16 protein-coding genes are annotated in these 17,331 nt (G+C 73.2%); 11 read left to right on the plus strand and 5 right to left on the minus strand.

Features of this window, described 5'->3' with window-relative positions:
• The first annotated feature begins 141 nt into the window (after positions 1-141).
• Together ACQP10_RS29715 and ACQP10_RS29720 are read left to right on the plus strand one after the other, a co-directional pair.
• Complete coding sequence (locus ACQP10_RS29715; RefSeq protein WP_189247210.1) at positions 142-426, plus strand: hypothetical protein; 285 nt, start codon at positions 142-144, stop codon at positions 424-426.
• Between the two features lie 377 nt (positions 427-803).
• On the plus strand, positions 804-1,529 hold the full coding sequence (locus ACQP10_RS29720) for a glycosyltransferase family 2 protein (RefSeq protein WP_346019497.1): 726 nt from the start codon (positions 804-806) through the stop codon (positions 1,527-1,529).
• A gap of 146 nt (positions 1,530-1,675) precedes the next feature.
• Here the strand turns inward: ACQP10_RS29720 and ACQP10_RS29725 are convergent, their stop codons facing one another.
• Positions 1,676-2,047: an STAS domain-containing protein gene (locus ACQP10_RS29725; RefSeq protein WP_346019496.1), complete on the minus strand. Its 372-nt coding sequence runs from the start codon at positions 2,045-2,047 to the stop codon at positions 1,676-1,678.
• Positions 2,048-2,608: 561 nt separating this feature from the next.
• Positions 2,609-3,937, minus strand: coding sequence for an APC family permease (locus ACQP10_RS29730; protein WP_433540107.1), 1,329 nt, complete (start codon positions 3,935-3,937; stop codon positions 2,609-2,611).
• Positions 3,938-4,111: 174 nt separating this feature from the next.
• On the opposite strand from ACQP10_RS29730, the gene ACQP10_RS29735 reads away from it, so the two are divergent.
• Complete coding sequence (locus ACQP10_RS29735) at positions 4,112-4,498, plus strand: hypothetical protein (protein ID WP_346019494.1); 387 nt, start codon at positions 4,112-4,114, stop codon at positions 4,496-4,498.
• A 154-nt stretch (positions 4,499-4,652) separates the two neighbouring features.
• On the opposite strand, the gene ACQP10_RS29740 is transcribed toward ACQP10_RS29735, so the two are convergent.
• On the minus strand, positions 4,653-5,762 hold the full coding sequence (locus tag ACQP10_RS29740) for a glycosyltransferase family 4 protein (protein WP_433540108.1): 1,110 nt from the start codon (positions 5,760-5,762) through the stop codon (positions 4,653-4,655).
• A gap of 115 nt (positions 5,763-5,877) precedes the next feature.
• Between ACQP10_RS29740 and ACQP10_RS29745 the strand changes: the two genes are divergently transcribed.
• From ACQP10_RS29745 to ACQP10_RS29765, 5 genes are all read left to right on the plus strand, one after another.
• Positions 5,878-6,669 (plus strand): PIG-L deacetylase family protein, encoded by a 792-nt coding sequence (locus ACQP10_RS29745; protein ID WP_179824217.1) that lies wholly within the window; start codon positions 5,878-5,880, stop codon positions 6,667-6,669.
• 34 nt (positions 6,670-6,703) lie between these two features.
• Complete coding sequence (locus tag ACQP10_RS29750; RefSeq protein ID WP_346019491.1) at positions 6,704-7,765, plus strand: lysylphosphatidylglycerol synthase transmembrane domain-containing protein; 1,062 nt, start codon at positions 6,704-6,706, stop codon at positions 7,763-7,765.
• A gap of 38 nt (positions 7,766-7,803) precedes the next feature.
• Positions 7,804-11,202, plus strand: a complete 3,399-nt coding sequence (locus tag ACQP10_RS29755) for a BTAD domain-containing putative transcriptional regulator (RefSeq protein WP_433540109.1) — start codon at positions 7,804-7,806, stop codon at positions 11,200-11,202.
• A gap of 419 nt (positions 11,203-11,621) precedes the next feature.
• Positions 11,622-12,164 (plus strand): DedA family protein, encoded by a 543-nt coding sequence (locus ACQP10_RS29760; RefSeq protein ID WP_346019489.1) that lies wholly within the window; start codon positions 11,622-11,624, stop codon positions 12,162-12,164.
• A gap of 160 nt (positions 12,165-12,324) precedes the next feature.
• On the plus strand, positions 12,325-13,356 hold the full coding sequence (locus tag ACQP10_RS29765) for a D-alanyl-D-alanine carboxypeptidase family protein (RefSeq protein WP_390000108.1): 1,032 nt from the start codon (positions 12,325-12,327) through the stop codon (positions 13,354-13,356).
• Positions 13,357-13,375: 19 nt separating this feature from the next.
• Here the strand turns inward: ACQP10_RS29765 and ACQP10_RS29770 are convergent, their stop codons facing one another.
• Positions 13,376-13,741 carry an ArsR/SmtB family transcription factor gene (locus tag ACQP10_RS29770; RefSeq protein ID WP_346019487.1) on the minus strand — a complete coding sequence of 122 codons (366 nt, stop codon included), beginning with the start codon at positions 13,739-13,741 and terminating at the stop codon, positions 13,376-13,378.
• Positions 13,742-13,909: 168 nt separating this feature from the next.
• Here ACQP10_RS29770 and ACQP10_RS29775 point away from each other — a divergent pair, with 168 nt between their 5' ends.
• Both ACQP10_RS29775 and ACQP10_RS29780 read left to right on the plus strand, forming a co-directional pair.
• Positions 13,910-15,016 carry an NADH:flavin oxidoreductase/NADH oxidase gene (locus tag ACQP10_RS29775; RefSeq protein ID WP_433540110.1) on the plus strand — a complete coding sequence of 369 codons (1,107 nt, stop codon included), beginning with the start codon at positions 13,910-13,912 and terminating at the stop codon, positions 15,014-15,016.
• Between the two features lie 204 nt (positions 15,017-15,220).
• Positions 15,221-15,508 carry a hypothetical protein gene (locus tag ACQP10_RS29780; protein ID WP_346019485.1) on the plus strand — a complete coding sequence of 96 codons (288 nt, stop codon included), beginning with the start codon at positions 15,221-15,223 and terminating at the stop codon, positions 15,506-15,508.
• A gap of 63 nt (positions 15,509-15,571) precedes the next feature.
• On the opposite strand, the gene ACQP10_RS29785 is transcribed toward ACQP10_RS29780, so the two are convergent.
• Positions 15,572-16,387, minus strand: coding sequence for a TrmH family RNA methyltransferase (locus tag ACQP10_RS29785; protein WP_179824231.1), 816 nt, complete (start codon positions 16,385-16,387; stop codon positions 15,572-15,574).
• A 117-nt stretch (positions 16,388-16,504) separates the two neighbouring features.
• Between ACQP10_RS29785 and ACQP10_RS29790 the strand changes: the two genes are divergently transcribed.
• Complete coding sequence (locus ACQP10_RS29790) at positions 16,505-17,185, plus strand: cation transporter (protein ID WP_390000097.1); 681 nt, start codon at positions 16,505-16,507, stop codon at positions 17,183-17,185.
• Positions 17,186-17,331: the final 146 nt, after the last annotated feature.

Genomic DNA, 17,331 nt, shown 5'->3' on the forward strand with positions numbered 1-17,331 from the left:
CTTTCCGCACGGAACAGGGGGAATTTTCCTCCCTATTCCACCAGTTCGGTGGGAGATAGCAAGATGGGACATTGCCTGCCGCGCCGGGAAAACGCACTCTGCTGGGAAGAACGACACCAGCATCCGCCGGGAGTGATCCGGATGACGGCAGACGACGGCCAGGCCGTTGATCATCTGCGGCGACTCGCCGCCCAACTGGAGGCCCACTCCTTCAAGGTGTGCCTCGACGCCCCGGCGGGGCCGCTGCCCCGCCTGCACGTGACCAACCCGATGGTCCCCACCGTGTCCGAGGACGTCCTCGCCGCCCACGAGGAGGACGGCGAGTGGTGGTTCTGGCTGTCGTGGGCCGGCCGCATCGGGCACGCCGAGGACATCGCAACGGCCGCGGAGCGCGTGGCCAGTGTGCTGCACGTGGCACGTCGATAGGTGATTCTTGGCGAGGACATGGGTAACACGTGTTAAGCCCGTGAGAGGAGTGACCTGTGAGAAGGATCCAGATCATCCAGCGGCCGCGGCCGCCCCGTGAGCCGGCGCCGCTCGACATGCGGACCCCCTCGGGAAAGATCCTGCCCTTCTAGCCCCGTCGGAGGAAGCCCCCGGGCCCTCCCTCCGGCTCCGGCCGGCGTGCCGCGCCGGAGCGGGCGCCCCACCGGCACACGCCATCCGTGGCGAGACCGTACCGAGGTCGTACCGGGGTCGCGTCCGAGTCCCGCCGGGCCCCGCGACGCCTTCCCACGGCCGTGCCGCGGGCCTTGCAAGGAGGCTTAAAGCAGGTTGCAGGCGGTCCGGTGAACCTTGGGACCATGAGCAGCCGTCCCTTTCCCGTCAGCGTCAGCGTGGTGGTCCCCGCCCTCAACGAAGCAGCCAACCTCCCACACGTGTTCGCGACCCTGCCCCCGTGGATCGACGAGGTGATCCTCGTCGACGGAAATTCCACCGACGGCACCGTCGCCGTCGCCCGGTCCCTCCGTCCCGGCCTGCGCGTGGTCACCCAGACCCGCAAGGGCAAGGGCAACGCCCTCGCCGAGGGGTTCGCCGCCGCCACGGGCGACATCATCGTCATGATCGACGCCGACGGCTCCACCGACGGCCATGAGATCTTCGCCTTCGTGACCGCGCTGGTCGAGGGCGCCGACTTCGCCAAGGGCTCCCGTTACGCCCCCGGAGGCGGATCCGACGATCTCAGCCCGCTCCGCTCGCTGGGCAACAGGGCGCTGACCCTGGTCACCAACCAGTTGCACGGCACCCGCTACACCGACCTGTGCTATGGCTACAACGCCTTCTGGGCGCGCCACCTCGACGCCCTGGGCCTCGACTGCGACGGCTTCGAGGTGGAGACCCTGATGAACATCCGCGCGGCCCGTGCCGGGCTGGTGATCCGCGAGGTGCCCAGCCACGAGCGCAGCCGCATCCACGGCGTCAGCAACCTGAACGCCGTACGGGACGGCTGGCGGGTGCTCCGCACCATCCTGCGCGAGCACCGCTCGGCCGGGTCCTCGGCACCCGTCCACGCGACCGCCACGATCTGACCCGCCGTCCCGGCAGCGGAGAACCCTCTTTCGGCCTCGGGTCCGGCTGCTCCATGTCCAGACGGACCGGACAGGGATGTCGGTGGTCGGCCCGTTCGGGCCCTTCGCCTGATCGCCGGAACCCGCCGTGCGGCGGCCGGGCGGGGTCAGCAGGCGGTGGCCTCCAGGGCCTCGGTGACGGAGGGGAAGATCTCGAAGACCTGGGTGAGCCCGGCGAGGTTGAGCCGCCGGGCCAGGTTGCCCTGGATGCCGGTGAGGATGAGCCGGAACCCCCTGACCTGGCCGTTGTGCCGCGCCTGGAGCAACTCGCCGATGCCGGAGGAGTCGCAGAAGGTCAGGGCGGACAGGTCGAGGATGATGGTCTTCGACGGCGCGGCGCGCCAGACCTTGCTCAGCTCGGCCCGCAGGATCGGCGTGTGGTAATGATCCAGTTCGCCGCTGGCCTGCACGACGATCGTCGAACCGTGCAGTCCTGACGTCGCCGTGAAACTGGGCTCCGGCTCATTACCCACGAACATGATCAACCTTCTACAGCGGCCGTTCTCAGCCATGCAACTGTCTCATACGGAGCGGACCATCCCGGCGGCACGGCGGTCCGGCACCCCTCGGCGTCCGGCGCCTCCACCCGATTCCCACGTGCGCCCGTGGTGTGGAACGTCCGCGGATCCCGGCCAGGGCTTCCCCTTCTACGACGCCTGTCAATCCCCTTCGGGTGACAGGTGCCCTCCGGCGGGGGGAGTATTCAGGATCCGGGCCGTGGTCTTCCGGCACGGGGCCGGGGGCCGCCGCGCGCGGAGGGCCCGCCGGAGGAGCGGGTGGGCGGCCGTGAGCCCCCCGTGAGAGCGGCGCGCCGGAGAGCCTGGGGCGGCCGGACCGCGCGACGCGACCGCGAGGCGAGCGGACGAAGGCCGCGCGAACTGCGGCGTCTCAACATGTGAACAAAGGGGGCGAAATTCCCGAGACGTTGGCGTAGTCTCTCCGAAACTCCACCTAAAAGGGAGTCGGAGATGAAAAGGGTACGAATCGTCCAGAAGCCCCGTCCGCCTCGTACGCCCGCCCCTCTCGACCTGCGCACGCCCTCAGGCCGAAGGCTCCCTTTCTGACGACCTCCCGCGCCGCCCGCCCTTCGCCCGCAGGAACACCCGGTTGGCGAACCACAGGGCCACACCCACGACCAGGAGCACGCCCGCGCGAAGGTAGACCTCGCCCTCGCGGCCCGTGACGGGCAGCGCCAGCACCACGCAGACCACCGCGCCCAGGACGGGCATCCAGCTCGGGGCCCGGTAGTGCCCGTGCTCCACCCGGTCCTTGCGCAGGACCAGCACGGCCACGTTGACCAGCGCGAACACGCACAGCAGCAGGAGAACGGTGGTGTCCGCCAGACCGCTCACGTCACCGGTGATCACCAGCGCCACCGCGATGCCCACGGTGAACAGGATGGCCACCCACGGGGTGGACCTGCGGTGGTGGACGGTCGCGAAAACGCCCGGCACGATGCCCTCGCGGGCCATGCCGTACACCAGGCGCGAGGCCATGAGCATGTTGATCAGGGCGGTGTTGCCCACGGCCAGCAGGGCGATGAGCGCGAACAGCTTCGGCGGGAACGCCAGGCCCGCGACCTTGACCACCTCCAGGAGCGGCCCGGTGGACTCGGTCAGGGTCCTGGTGTCCACCAGCATGGTCGCGGTGAAGGCGACGGCCATGTAGATCAGCGCGGCCACGGTGATGCCGCCGAACAGCGCCCGGGGGAAGTCCCGCTGGGGGTCGCGGCACTCCTCGGCGAGGTTGACCGAGTCCTCGAAGCCGAGCAGCGAGTAGAAGGCGAGAGCCGTGCCGCCGAGGACGCCGAGGAACGCGCCGTTGACCGGATGGAACTGCACGGCCCTGGCGGGCTCGCCCTCGCCGGAGACCAGCGCGTAGATCCCGATCGCGACGATGACCAGCAGGCCGAACGCCTCGATGATCGTCAGGACCACGTTGACCCGGACCGACTCCGAGATGCCGGCGAAGTTCACCAGCGTGACCAGGCCGAGGAAGATCAGCGCGCCGACGACGGCCGGCAGCGTGACGAACTCTCCCAGGTAGTTGCCGCCGAAGGCGCGGGCCGCCGCGCTCGCCGAGGTGATCCCGCTCATCAGCACGGCGAACGCCACCATGAACGTGACGAAGGGGACGCCGAACGCCTTGTTGGCGTACAGCGCCGCGCCGGCCGCCCGGGGATACTTGCCGACCAGCTCGGCGTAGGCCGTGGCGGTGAGGGCGGCGAGCACGAAGGCGACGAGGAAGGGCAGCCACAGCGCCCCGCCGACATAGCCGGCCACTTTCCCGACCAGGGCGTATATCCCCGCGCCGAGGATGTCCCCGACCACGAACATCAACAGCACCTTGCGCCCGATGACCCGCTTCAACGATTGCTTACCGGTTTCGGACCCGACGACAGCCTCAGCCATGCGGCTGCCTTACCCGAAGTTGAGACGGAATCACGCTCGGTCACACCGACCGCCTTTTTCGGCAACCATGAAGTGCCTTTGAGGACAGCCCTCTAAGGTGCACCTGTCACAAAAGGCAAAGAAAGGCAAAAAGTGGTTTCCGTCCTCACCTCCCGCCGTGTCGCCGCCACCGTCGCGGGAGCCGTCCTCCTCTCCCTGTCCGCCGCCTGCGGCGGATCCGCCGACGCGGCGATGTGCGCCGACGCGAAGAAGGTCATGACCGGCTTCCAGACCGACTTCGCGGGCGCCGGCCTGGACACGGAGAAGATGACCGCGGTGGCCGAGAAGTACGCCGCGAACTCCAAGGCCATGGCCGCCAAGGCCGACGGCGACCTCGCCTCGGCGCTCAACGACCTGTCCGCGGCCTTCGGCGCCCTCAAGCTCGACACCGGCGACTCGAAGGCCTCCACCGCCGCCGTCCAGAGCTTCACCACGAAGATCTCGGAGGCCGGCGTCAAGCTCACCACCGCCTGCTCCTGACGCGCGCCGCGCCTCCCCCTCTCCCCGAGCTCCCCGGGGAGGCGCGCCGCCGTACGGCCCGGCCGACCCGAGCGGCCGGACCGTGACCGGCCACGCACCGCACCGGCCGCGCGCCGTACGTGCCGCGCGAGCGGATCCGTACGGCGCGCACGGCTCAGCCCCGCGGCCCCCGCGCCTGCTCGTAGCAGCGGTCGAAGCCCTCCAGCACGGCCGGCCAGGAGCTGCGGACCGGCTCGGTCGCGCGGTTGTGCGCCGCGATCGCATCGCGCAGCTCGCGGTCGCGCACCAGCCTGGCCACCGCCGTGACCAGGCCGTCGAAGCTCCTGCCCAGCAGCCCCTCCTTGCCGGGCCGCACGAAGTCGGCCACCCCGCTCTGCGCCCGCGCGACCACCGGTACGCCCGCCGCCCTGGCCTCCAGCGCCGCCAGCCCGAACGACTCGCGGGGCGCCGGGGCGACGAACACGTCCGCGGTGGTGAGCAGCTCGCGGATCCGGTCGCGGTCGTAGCGGCCGGGCAGCGACACCCATCCGGCCATGCCGTTGGACCTCAGGTAACGCTCCATCTGGGCGCGCGCCGGGCCGTCCCCGACGATCGTGGCCCGCATCGGCGTGTCCCCGGGGACCTGCGCCCTGGCCTCCTTCAGCAGCCGCAGCAGCCGGACCGGCTGCTTGCGGGGCGCCAGCCGCCCCACCGCGACGACGTGCACCGGCTCGCCGCCGGGCACGTGCCGGGCCGGACCGGTGGCGCGCCAGCCGGAGACGTCCAGGCCGTTGGAGACGACGTGCACCGGCACGCCCCGGCCGGCCACCGCGCGGATCGGCCGGGCCGCCGCCTCGCTCACCGTGGTGCCCACCAGCCCCCAGCGGTGCCACTCGAACGCCAGCCGCAGGCCGGTGTAGACGGCGCGGGTGACCGGGTCCCACATGCTGTGCACGGTCACCACGGTGGGCAACCCCAGGCGGACGGCCGCGCGGACGCCCATCCAGGCGAACGGCGAGACCGCGCCGGTGTGCACGTGGACCACGTCGGGCCGCCGGGCCCTCATCAGCCGCAGCAGGTGCCCCACCCCGAACGGGTGGACCGGCAGGTCGAAGGGCAGCCCCGCGACGATCCGGTGCACCCCCGGCAGGGGGTCGCCCGGCGTGGCGGTCGCCACCTCGACGTCGTGGCCCGCCTCGCGCTGCGACCGGATCAGATCGGCGACCTGGACCTCGATCCCGCCCAGGCGCGGCAGGTAACAATCGCTGACGTGGAGGATCCTCACCGTGCCAGCGTATCCCCGCGTGAGATCATGCCTGCGTGCCCGTCTGGGGAGGCCCCATGAGCGGGAGACGGACCGCGCGAACGGAGTGAAGGCGATCAAGACCGTCAGGACAGCCGTGTTCTTCCATGCCCATCCCGATGACGAGGCCCTGCTGACCGCGGGGACCATGGCCATGCTCGCGGCCGAGGGGCACCGGGTGGTCCTCGTGGTGGCGACCTCCGGCGAGCGGGGCCAGGCCGACCTGGAGCCGGGTGAGGCGCTGGGCGCGGCGCGGGTCGCGGAGCTGTACAGGTCGGCGGCGGCGCTGGGCTGCGCCCGCGTGGTGAACCTCGGGTACGGCGACTCCGGGCTGGCGCCCGGCGGCGGGATCGCCGACGACCGCCCGGACAACGCGTTCATCGACGCCGACACCGAAGAGGCCGCCCGGCGGCTCGCGGCGATCCTCACTGAGGAGGACGCCCACCTGCTGACGACCTACGACCCGGCAGGGGGCTACGGCCACCCCGACCACGTCCAGGTGCACCGGGTCGGCACCCGGGCCGCGGAGATCGCCGGCACCCCGATCGTGCTGGAGGCCACGGTCAACCGCGACCCGCTGCTCAGGGGCATCCGCCTGATCAGCCGCTTCTACCCGCAGCTCGACATCCGCGCCTTCGAGCGCGCCTACTCCCCCGGCGAGGCGATCACCCACCGGGTGGCCGTGCGGCGCTTCGCCCGCCAGAAGCGGGCCAGCATGGCCGCCCACGCCTCCCAGGCCACCGGGGCCGACACCCGCACGCTGGGCGTGATGCTCAAGGTCCCCCGGCCCCTCTACCGGCTCATCTTCGGCACGGAGTGGTACGTTCAGCGCGGCCTGCCGTCGGGCACGAGATTGAGGCATCCCTTCGAAGTTCCTTCGAAAGGATGAGCCCCGAACCGGCAGACTGGTTCATGGGGGTGTGATGAAGAACAAGTGGGTCCAGATCGGATTGTCGGCGGTGTCGCTGGCGCTGGCCGCCACGCTGGTGCTCTTCCTGCCGGAGATCCTGCGGGCGATGACGGGTGAGCACGTCTCCTGGTCGACGATCGGCGCCCAGTTCGCCAAGCTGAGCTGGCAGACGGTCGCGCTGATGACCGCCGTCTGGCTGGCGAGCCTGCTGGCCTACACGTTCGTGCTGACCGCCTCCCTGCCGAAGCTGACCCACCTTCAGGCGCTGACGCTCAACGCGGGCGGCAGCGCGGTGAGCAACCTGCTGCCGTTCGGCGGCGCCGCCGGGGTCGCGATGACCCTCGCGATGACCAAGGGCTGGGGCTTCCCGCTCCGGGCCGTCGTGGTCTCCACCCTGGTCAGCGGCATCTGGAACACCCTCTTCCGGTTCATCCTGCCCGCCGTGGGCATCGTGGCGCTGCTGTTCAGCGGCCAGGACCTCAACCCCGCCGTGACCGGCGCGGCCTGGGCGGGCGTGCTGTCCATCCTCGCCCTGGTCGCCGTGGTGACCGCCGCCCTCTACTGGGACCGCGCCGCGGCCCTGCTCGGCCGCGCCCTCGACGCCCTGGCCCGGCTGCTCCCGGCGAGGATCCGGCCCGACCGGCACGGGCTGTCGCAGGCGCTGGAGAAGCTGCGCGCCGACACCTCCGAGATCGTCCGGCGCCGCTGGTCCGGGCTGACGCTGGGCATGATCTCCTTCCTCGCGCTGCAGTGGCTGATCCTGGTCTGCTGCCTGCAGGCGACCGGCGCCTACACCGGGCTGGCCCAGTCGGTCGCCGCGTTCGCCCTGTCCAGGGTGCTGACCACCGCCCTGGTGACCCCGAGCGGGGCCGGGATCATGGAGGCCGGCACCGTCGGCGCGCTGGTCTTCTTCGGCGCCCCGGTCGATTCGGCGACCGCCGCCGCCCTGCTCTTCGGGTTCTGGACCTACACTGTCGAAATCCCCTTCGGCGGCCTGGCGCTCGGCGCGTGGGCGCTCCTGCGCCGGCGTGACAACGCCGCCCCGGCCCGCGAGGAGGAGCCGGTCCGCCGTTAGGAGAAAAACCTTGTGCGCGATTCGAAGGCACGCATAGCGTGGCGCCTGACATGGTGGCGTTCCGGGTTCTCGGGCCGGTCGAGGCGCATTCGGATGATGACGAGCTCGACCTGGGTGGGCTGCGCCAGCGCGCCGTCCTCGCCCGGCTGCTCGTGGCACGCGGGCAGGTCGTCCCGGTCGACTCGCTGCTGTACGACCTGTGGGACGACGACGGCGCCCGCGGCGCCCAGGCCAACCTCCAGGTGTACGTCTCCAGGCTGCGGCGGGTCCTGGAGCCCGGCCGCCCGCGCGGGGGCCCCAACCGGCTGCTGGTGACCGTCGCCTCGGGATACGCCCTGCGGGCCGGCCCCGACCAGGTGGACGCCCTTCGGTTCGAGGCGCTGGTCCGCACCGCCGGGGAGCAGCTGGAGGGCGACGACCCCGTCTCGGCCCGGGCCCGCCTCGCGAAGGCGCTGGGGCTGTGGCGCGGCACGCCCTACTCCGACTTCGCCGACCAGCCGTGGGCCGAGGCCGAGGTCAACCGGCTGGCCGAGCTGCGCCTGGTGGCGCTGGAACGGCACGCCGACAGCGGCCTGCGCCTGGGCATGCCCGCCGAGTCGGTGCCCGACCTGGAGGCGCTGACCGCGCGGCACCCGCTGCGCGAGGAGGGCTGGCGGCTGCTGGCCCTGGGCCTGTACCGCTGCGGGCGGCAGGGCGACGCGCTCGCCGCGCTGCGCCGGGCCCGCGCGATCCTCGCCGACGAGCTGGGCATCGACCCCGGCCCGGCGCTGCGCAAGCTGGAGTCCGACATCCTCGCCCAGGACCCCGGGCTGGAGCTGGCCGTGCCGGTCACCCGGCAGCGCGTCGCGGTCCCGGCCGACACCTGGCCGCCCAGGCCCGCGGCGGGCGCGGGCGGTACGGCGGGCGTGGTGGAGCCGCCGCCGCTGGAGACCGAGCCGTTCGTCGGCCGGGACGCCGAGCTGGGCCGGCTGACCGCGGCCGCCGCCCGGACCGCCCGCTTCACCGTCTCGCTGGTCGGCGGCGACGCGGGCGCCGGCAAGACCACGCTGGTCCGCCGGCTGGCCGCGCGGCTCGCCGCCGACGGCTGGGTCGCCGCCTCCGGCGCCTGCCCCGACAGCAGCGCCACTCCGCCGGGCTGGGCGTGGGTGGAGATCCTGCGGACCCTGGTGGACGCGGCCGGCCCCGGCGAGTACGCCCAGCTGCTCGCCCCGCTGCTGGACGACGCGGCTCCCGAGCCGGACGACGACCAGGCGTCCGGGGGTTTCCGGCTGCACCGGGCGGTGGGCGGCTACATCGCCGCCGCCGCCCGCGCGACGCCGATCCTGCTGACGCTGGAAGACCTGCACTGGGCCGACGACCAGACCCTGGCGCTGCTGCGCGCGCTGCCGAGCCTGCTGTCCACCAGCCGCGTGCTGCTGGTGGTGACCTGCCGCGACAGCGAGCTGAGCGACCAGCAGGCCGACGTGCTGGCCGCGCTGGCCCGGCTTGGACCGGTCCGGGTCGGCCTGGACGGTCTCGACGCCGAGGCCGTCGCCGAGCTGGTCCGGGCGACCTGCGTGCGCGAGGTCGACGAGGACGCGGTCGGCACCATCGCCGAGCGGACCGGCGGCAACCCCTTCTTCGTCCGGGAGACCGTCCGCCTGCTCGACGCCGAGGCGACGCGCGACCGCGCGACGGCCGCCGAGGTGCTCTCCGGCGTGCCGTCCGGGGTGCGCGACGTGCTGCGGCGGCGGATCTCCCGGCTGCCCGCCGCGGCCCAGCAGATCCTGCTGCAGGCCGCGGTGATCGGCCGCGACGTCGACGTCGACGTGCTGGTGGACGTCGCCGGCGACGAGGACGCCGTGGTGGACGCGGTGGAGGCGGCGCTGCTGGCCGGGCTGGTCACCGAGCCGGGGCCCGGCCTGCTGCGGTTCGACCACGACCTGGTCCGCGACACGATCTACTCCGACGCCTCCCGGCTGCGCCGTTCCCGGCTGCACGCCGCGGTGGCCGCGGTGATCGAGCGCAGGAACCCCGGCGACGTGGCGGCACTGGCCCACCACTACGACGCGGCGGGCACCGCCGAGACGGCGGGCAAGGCGGTCCACTACGCCCGGCTCGCCGCCGCGCAGGCCGAGCGCCGCTTCGCCCACCGCGAGGCCGCCACGCTGTGGGAGAGGGCCGTGGCCGCCTTCGACCGTTCCGGCGCGGCCCACACCCCCGAGACCACCCGCGAGCGGCTGCTGCTCACCCTGAACCTGATCAAGGCGCTGGCGCTGTGCGGGGACATGGCGGCGGCCCGCAGGCGGCGGCGCGAGGCGATGGACGCGGCCCGGCCGCTGGGCGACCTGGAGCTCACCGCCCGGGTGGCGGCCTCGCTGGCCGTACCGCACAAGGGCATGGCCCGCGACTTCACCCGCACCGCGTGGGAGATCGTCGACGTCGCCGAGCAGGCGCTGGTGGAGCTGCCGGCCGCCGAGCAGTCGCTGCGGGCGAGCCTGCTGGCCACGCTCGCGCTGGAGCTGGAGGGCTCGGCCACGTCGCGCGGCGAGCAGGCGTCGTTGGAGGCCGAGGAGCTGGCCCGGCGGACCGGCGACCCTGCGCTGCTGGCGACCGCGCTGAGCGGACGGCTGCGCCAGTCCTACGGCATCACCCCGGTCGGTGAGCGCGAGGTCATCGGCCGGGAGCTGCTGGAGGTCGGCGAGGCGAGCGGGCAGGTCTCGGTCCAGGCCCTGGCCCACCTGGTGCTGATGGAGTGCGCCGCGGCGCAGGGCGCGTTCGCCGAGGCCGACGCGCACGTCGCCGCCGCCGAGCGGCTGGCCAGGCGGTACGGCCTGCCCGCCCCGGCCGCCGTGGGCGCCTGGTACGCCGGGCAGCGCCTGATGATCGCCGGTGACTTCGCGGGCGCGGAGCGCGCCTACCGCGACGCGGCGCGGCTGACCGCGCGGGCCGGGATGCTGGAGGGCCGCCAGGACCTGCCGCTGATCACCGCGTTCTGCCTGCGCCTGGTGAACGGCCGGGCCGCCGAGATGGTGGAGTCCCTGGCCGAGGCCCACCGGCGCGGGGCCAAGTGGACCACCGACGCCTACGCGGTGGCGTTGGCCTCGGCCGGGCATCCCCTCGACGCCAGGGCGGTCATCGCGGTGAAGACGCCGGTGCGGCCCGACTTCCTCTACGAACTGGCGATGATCTGGCGGGCGCTGGCGGGCATGCTGCTGGACGACCGGGAGCGGATGACCGAGGCGTACGACACGCTCAAGCCGTTCTCCGAGCGGATCGCGGGGGCCGGTACCGGCGTGGTGGCGCTGTGGCCGGTGGCGCTGACGCTCGGCGACCTGGCGCTGCGGCTCGGTTTCACCGACGCGGTCCGGCCGCACTACGAGAAGGCGCTCGCGGTGGCGCGGCGGGTCGGGGTGACCCGCTGGATCGAGGCGGCGCAGCGGTCGCTCGGCGGCTGACCCGGCAGATCCGCTCCGGACGCCCGTCCGTGGTGACGGCCGCCGTGCCCGGGCCGGAGCGGGCCTGGCGGGCCGCCGTGTCCGGGGCGGAGCCGGCGTGGCGGGCCGCCGCACCCGGTGCGGGACCGGCGTGCTCCACGGCCGTGACGGTCGTGCCGGCGTAGGCTCCGGCGAAGGCGAGGCTCGCCACCAGCAGTCTCGTGACGCTCGCGGTTCCGCTCGCCAGCACCGTGACCCATCCGCTCCGCGGACCCATGACCGCACACCTTCCCCTCTTCGTGTCAGGTGTACGCCCGGCCGGTTGATCTTTACTTGACGCTCACTTGCAGGGGGTCCGTAGTATCGAACAGGTAAGCCTGACCTAATATCCGACACATCCGGCATGTGCCGACGATTCAAGCGCGAGGCGGTGTTCACCGGTGCGATCTCCGGCGGCGGGCATCCCCGACCCCACCTCCGCGGCGCTGTGGGGCCTGCCGCTGTGGCTGTGGGTCGTGCTCGGCGGCATCGGGCTGTTCGGGGCGTTCCAGGTCTACTACTGGGTGGGCCACCGTCTCGGCTCCCGGCTCTACGCCTCCCGGCTGGGCCGCAGGCTCGGCCGGGACAACATCCGCCGGGTGGAGAACGCCGTCCGGAGATGGGGGGCGCTCGCCGTCTACGGCTGCTTCTGGGTCCCCGGGCTGCGGCACACGCTGCCCTGGACCGCCGGGGTGCTGCGAATCTCCTACCCCTGGTACGTCGTGGCCAGCGCGCTCGGCTGCCTGACCTGGGTGCCCGTGACGTCCTTCGGCCTGTACTCGGTGATCTGGGGCTGGCTGCGGCTGGCCGCGCGGTCGCCCGCGCTGGCGGTCGTGGTCGCGGTCGTGGCCGTCGCCGCCGTCGCCGCCCTCGTCCTGCGGCGCCGCCGTCGCCGTCGCCGCGAGGCCGAGCGGCGCCCCGAGGACACCCTGACCACCGCCTGAGATCGCCGCCGGGCCGGGGAACTCCGCGGGAAAGAACACCGGGACTTCACGGGGGAGAACGCCGGGGAACACCGAGCCCGCAGGGGCCGCCGAGGCGACATCTCACCCGGAAAACGGTCAAGGGTCGTGTGCCGGCGGCCGGTTCTGTCACCATGATCCCATGCAGATCGGGGGAATCCGCCTCGGCGCGTGCGCCGCCCTTGCCGCCCTTGCCGTCTTCGGCACCGGCCTGTCCGCGCCGGCCCACGCCCACCCGGCGCCCGCCGCCGCGCGGGCCGGGTGGACCGCGCCGACGGTCACCGGCGCCCCCGGTACGGCGGGCTCCGCCGTACCGGCCCGGCTCACCGGGGCGGACGGGCTCGCGGGCGCGGTGGCCCGGCCGGTCGCCGACCGCGCCGCGCCGGCGATCACCGGAAAGGCCGCCTACCTCTTCGACGCTGCCACCGGGACGGCCTACTTCGGCAAGCAGGCGGGCAGGCGGCTGCCGGTCGCCAGCCTGACCAAGGTCATGACCGCCTACGTCGTGCTGCGGCAGGCGAGCCTCGACGCCGTCGTCAGGATCGACGCCTCGGACGTGCGGCACGCGCGGGCCAACGACGCGACCTCGGCGGGGCTGCGGGCCGGTGAGCGCCTGACCGTCAGGGACCTGCTCTACGGCGTGATGCTCCCCTCGGGGGCGGACGCCTCCCACGCCCTGGCCCGCGTCTACGGGCCGGGCGCCGCCCGTTTCACGGCCAGGATGAACGCCGCCGCGCGCGCCCTCGGCCTGTCGCTGACCCGCTACGCCAACCCCGACGGGCTGCCCGAGCCGGGCGGCGGCTACTCCACCGCCATCGACCAGGCCAAGCTGGCCCGGGTGGCGCTGAACGACCCGGTGCTGCGGACCATCGCCTCCACCAGGCGCCACGTCGTGCGGGCGTCGAAGCTGCACCGGGCGCACACCTGGACCAACAGCAACAAACTGCTCGGCAAGACCCCCGGGGCGCTGGGCGTCAAGACCGGCTACACCCGGGCCGCCGGGTACTGCCTGTCGTTCGCCGCCGACCGCGACGGCCGCCTGCTGATCGGCGTCGTCCTGGGCGAGTCGAGCTCCGACCGGCGGTTCAGGAGCGCCGACCGGCTGCTGGACTGGGCGGCCGGGCAGGCCGCGGAGCCGCCGGACCTGGGCGCCGGGGTCGTCCGGAACCTCTGAGGGCGCGTCCTCGCGGGTCTCAGAAGGGCACGGGCTCGGCGTCGCCCTCGCGGCGGCGCTGCGCGGCGCGGGCGTGCAGCACGGCGTCGAGCAGGCCGGGGAAGAGCTCGTCGAGGTCGCGGCGGCGCAGCGCGTTCATCTTCGCGGTGCCGCGGTAGATCTGGCTGATCACCCCGGCCTCGCGGAGCACCCGGAAGTGGTGGGTGCTGGTCGACTTGCTGACCACCAGGTCGACCGCCGAGCACGGGGCGCCCTCGTCGTCCACCCCGGACAGGAAGGCCACCACCCGCAGCCGCATCGGGTCGGACAGCGCGTGCAGCACGGCCTCCAGCCGGATGTCCTCGCGGCGGGGGTGATCGAGAGCCCTGTCGGACGTGACCCGCATGACGACTCCTTCCCTCGGGATCACCCGATTGTACGAGAAACATCGTAGTTTGACATACCTCGTACTACGAGGTTTATCGTACAAGGGTGCCCGGACGGCGAGACCCCCGCTCCCGGCACGGAGTGCCCGGAGCGGGGCGACCCCGCACGACGACGAAGGAGCAAGGCCGTGAGCGCGCTGTTCGAACCCCTCACCCTGCGGGGGCTGACGATCCCCAACCGCGTCTGGATGGCGCCGATGTGCCAGTACTCGGCGGAGGCCGAGGGCCCCGAGCAGGGCGTTCCGCACGACTGGCACTTCTCGCACCTGGCCGCCCGGGCGGTGGGCGGGACCGGCCTGATCCTCACCGAGGCCACGGCCGTCGCGCCCGAGGGCCGCATCTCCCCCTTCGACCTCGGCATCTGGAACGACCGCCAGGTGGAGGGGTTCGCCCGCATCACCCGCTTCCTGAAGGAGCACGGGGCCGTCCCCGGCATCCAGCTCGCGCACGCCGGCCGCAAGGCGTCCACCGACACCACCTGGCACGGCGGCGGTCCGGTCGGCCCCGACCGGTACGGCTGGCAGCCCGTCGCGCCGAGCCCGCTGCCCTTCACCGACCGCCACCCGACCCCGGAGGCGCTGAGCGTCGAGGAGATCGAACGGCTCGTCGAGGGGTTCGCCGCCGCGGCCCGGCGGGCGCTGGCCGCCGGCTTCCAGGTGGCGGAGGTGCACGGCGCGCACGGCTACCTGATCAACGAGTTCCTGTCGCCGCACACCAACCGCCGCACCGACGCCTACGGCGGCTCGTTCGAGGGACGCACCCGGTTCGCCCTGGAGGTCGTGGACGCCGTGCGCGCGGTGTGGCCGGAGGACCTGCCGGTCCTCTTCCGCGTCTCGGCGACCGACTGGCTGACCGAGAACCCCGAGGACGACCGCGAGGGCTGGACCGCCGACGACACCGTACGGCTGGCCAAGGAGTTGCTCTCCCACGGCGTCGACCTGCTGGACACCTCGACCGGCGGCAACGCCCCCGGGGCGCGCATCCCGACCGGCCCCGGCTACCAGGTGCCGTTCGCCGCCCGGGTGAAGGCCGAGACGGACCTGCCCGTGGCGGCCGTCGGGGAGATCACCGAGCCCCGGCAGGCGGAGGAGATCATCGCCTCCGGCCAGGCCGACGCCGTACTGCTCGGCCGGGAGCTGCTGCGCACGCCGTACTGGCCGAACCTCGCCGCCCGCGAGCTCCGCGAGCTCGGGGCCGAGCCCCGCTGGCCGAACCAGTACCACCGGGCGGTCTGACCCATAGTTCCCTATAATCCGGATATAAGGGCATTAATATCCAAATAACGCCTTACGCTTATTTATTTCTTATTTATGCCCACCCTACGGCCTTTGCCGAAGCATAGGTTCTTTGCGGTTTAATGGTCGACCCCTGTCCGGCAGTGTTGTTCCTCAGGGAACCCCGAGGACGAATCCTGTCCTCACTTTCACCCGGAGGGTCGCATGAGGACGAAGATCACTGCCCCGGCCGTCGCCGGCGCCGTGGGGGCGGGCCTGCTGGCCGGCACCCTGTTCGCCGGCCCGGCGGGAGCCACGGTGACGCCGGCGTCGGCGCCGCAGACCGTCTCGCAGAGCGTGGCGGCCACGACGCGGACCGCCGGCCTGCAGTTCCACCCCTGCCACCGCTGCCACCGATTCCACCATTTCCACCGGTTCCACCACTGGCACGGGTGGGGTAACTGGGGCGGCGGCTGGCGCTGGAACAACTGGAACGATTGGGGTGGCTGGTGACCGGATTCATCCGTACGGCGGTCCGCCCGGACCGCCGTACGGGCGGACCCCCACCCCCGGGACTCAGCGCCCGCGCATCAGGCCGTGGCAGGCGATGGCGGCCGCGGCGACCACGTTGAGGGAGTCGACGCCCAGGTCCATCGCCCGCGGGCTCATCGGGATGCAGACCGGTTCGTCGGCCTCGCGCAGCCAGCGCGAGGAGAGCCCGTCGCCCTCCGAGCCCAGCAGGAGCGCCACCCGCTCGGTCATGACGGCCCGGTCCAGGGGCGTGGCCGACTGGTCGGGGGTCAGCGCCAGGGTGCGGAACCCGGCCGCGCGCAGCTCCGCCAGCCCGCCGTACCAGTCGGTCATCCGCGCGTACGGCACCGCGAACACCGCCCCCATCGAGACCTTCACCGACCTGCGGTAGAGCGGGTCGGCGCAGCGGGGCGACAGGATCACCGCCTCGACGCCGAGCGCGGCGGCGCACCGGAAGATCGCGCCGACGTTGCCGTGGTCGACGAGGTCCTCCAGGACGACGACCCGGCGGGGCCCTTCGGCGGACGGCCCCCCCAGGACCCCGGCCACGGAGGGCAGCTCCCTGCGTTCCATGGCCGCCAGCGCGCCCCGGTGCACCGGGAAGCCGGTGACCTCCTCCATGACGGCGTCGTCCACCACGTGGACCCGATCGCCGAGGCCCTCCAGCACGTCGGAGAGGGAGGCGACCCAGCGGCGGGTCAGCAGCACCGAGCGCACCGGATAGCCCGCGGCGACGGCCCGGCGGATCACCTTCTCCCCCTCGGCGACGAAGAGGCCGTGCCGGGCCTCCAGGCTCTTGCGCAGCTCGACGTCGCGCAGGTTGGCGTAGTCGGCCAGTCGGGGATCGGAGGCGTCAATCACCCTCGCATACTGCCACGACGGCCCCGCGCCGCCACCCGGCGGTCCGTTCCCCCGCGGGCGGGCCGCGCCGCGTTCCGGCGGGAGCCTCGCGTACGCGCCTCCGTGACGCTCCGTGACATGTATGTTGCTGGGAGCTTCATCGCGGAGATCGGGGGCGTCGTGACCGACCAGGTCGTGCTGTCACAGCCGGTGGCGGGAGACGGGTGGCTGCGCGACGCCCGGCGGGCCCGGCTCCTGTCGCTGGCGACCCTGGCGTGGCTGGGCGTCGAGAGCGTGCTCGGCCTGGCCGCCGGGCTGGGCTCCCACTCGCTGGCGCTGATCGGCTGGGGGGTGTCGTCGCTGGTGGAGGCGGCGGCCAGCCTCATCGTCGTCTGGCGGTTCACCGGGTCGCGCACCCGCTCGGCGGACGCAGAGGTCAAGGCGCGCAGGGCGGTGGCGGTCAGCTTCTGGGTGCTCGCCCCCTACCTGGTGCTCCATGTGGCGCACGACCTGGAGGCGGGGCACCGGGCCGCGCCCAGCCTGCTGGGCGTGGTGGTGACGTCGGTCAGCCTGGTGAGCATGCCGCTGCTCGGGCTGGCCAAGCGGCGGCTCGGCGCGCGGCTGGGCTCGGCGGCCACCTCGGGCGAGGGCACCCAGAACCTGCTGTGCGCCGCGCTGGCCGCCGGGGTGCTCGCGGGGCTGGCGCTGAACGAGGCCGGCTGGTGGTGGGCCGATCCCGCCGTGGCGACGCTGCTGGCGGCGGTCGCCGTGCGCGAGGGCCGCCGGGCCTGGCGCGGGCACGCCTGCTGCCACCACTGAGGACCCGCGAAGGGCTCATCCCGGCACACGCTGTGATCTCCGCACCACGAGTGGTGTTTCGTCGCACCGGTTATTCCCAGTACAGTTCCCCGCACATTGCTGGACATCTGCCTATAAGGTGACCGGCCAAGGCGCGTTCCGCACGT

Source organism: Streptosporangium sandarakinum (assembly GCF_050942225.1).
Taxonomy (GTDB): Bacteria; Actinomycetota; Actinomycetes; order Streptosporangiales; family Streptosporangiaceae; genus Streptosporangium; species Streptosporangium nondiastaticum.

Bases quoted from the DNA above. Each gene is read 5' to 3' on its own strand.
- ACQP10_RS29715 (WP_189247210.1), top strand. From the start codon at position 142: ATGACGGCAGACGACGGCCAGGCCGTTGATCATCTGCGGCGACTCGCC.
- ACQP10_RS29720 (WP_346019497.1), top strand. From the start codon at position 804: ATGAGCAGCCGTCCCTTTCCCGTCAGCGTCAGCGTGGTGGTCCCCGCC.
- ACQP10_RS29725 (WP_346019496.1), bottom strand. From the start codon at position 2,047: ATGTTCGTGGGTAATGAGCCGGAGCCCAGTTTCACGGCGACGTCAGGA.
- ACQP10_RS29750 (WP_346019491.1), top strand. From the start codon at position 6,704: ATGAAGAACAAGTGGGTCCAGATCGGATTGTCGGCGGTGTCGCTGGCG.
- ACQP10_RS29765 (WP_390000108.1), top strand. From the start codon at position 12,325: ATGCAGATCGGGGGAATCCGCCTCGGCGCGTGCGCCGCCCTTGCCGCC.
- ACQP10_RS29770 (WP_346019487.1), bottom strand. From the start codon at position 13,741: ATGCGGGTCACGTCCGACAGGGCTCTCGATCACCCCCGCCGCGAGGAC.
- ACQP10_RS29780 (WP_346019485.1), top strand. From the start codon at position 15,221: ATGAGGACGAAGATCACTGCCCCGGCCGTCGCCGGCGCCGTGGGGGCG.
- ACQP10_RS29790 (WP_390000097.1), top strand. From the start codon at position 16,505: ATGTATGTTGCTGGGAGCTTCATCGCGGAGATCGGGGGCGTCGTGACC.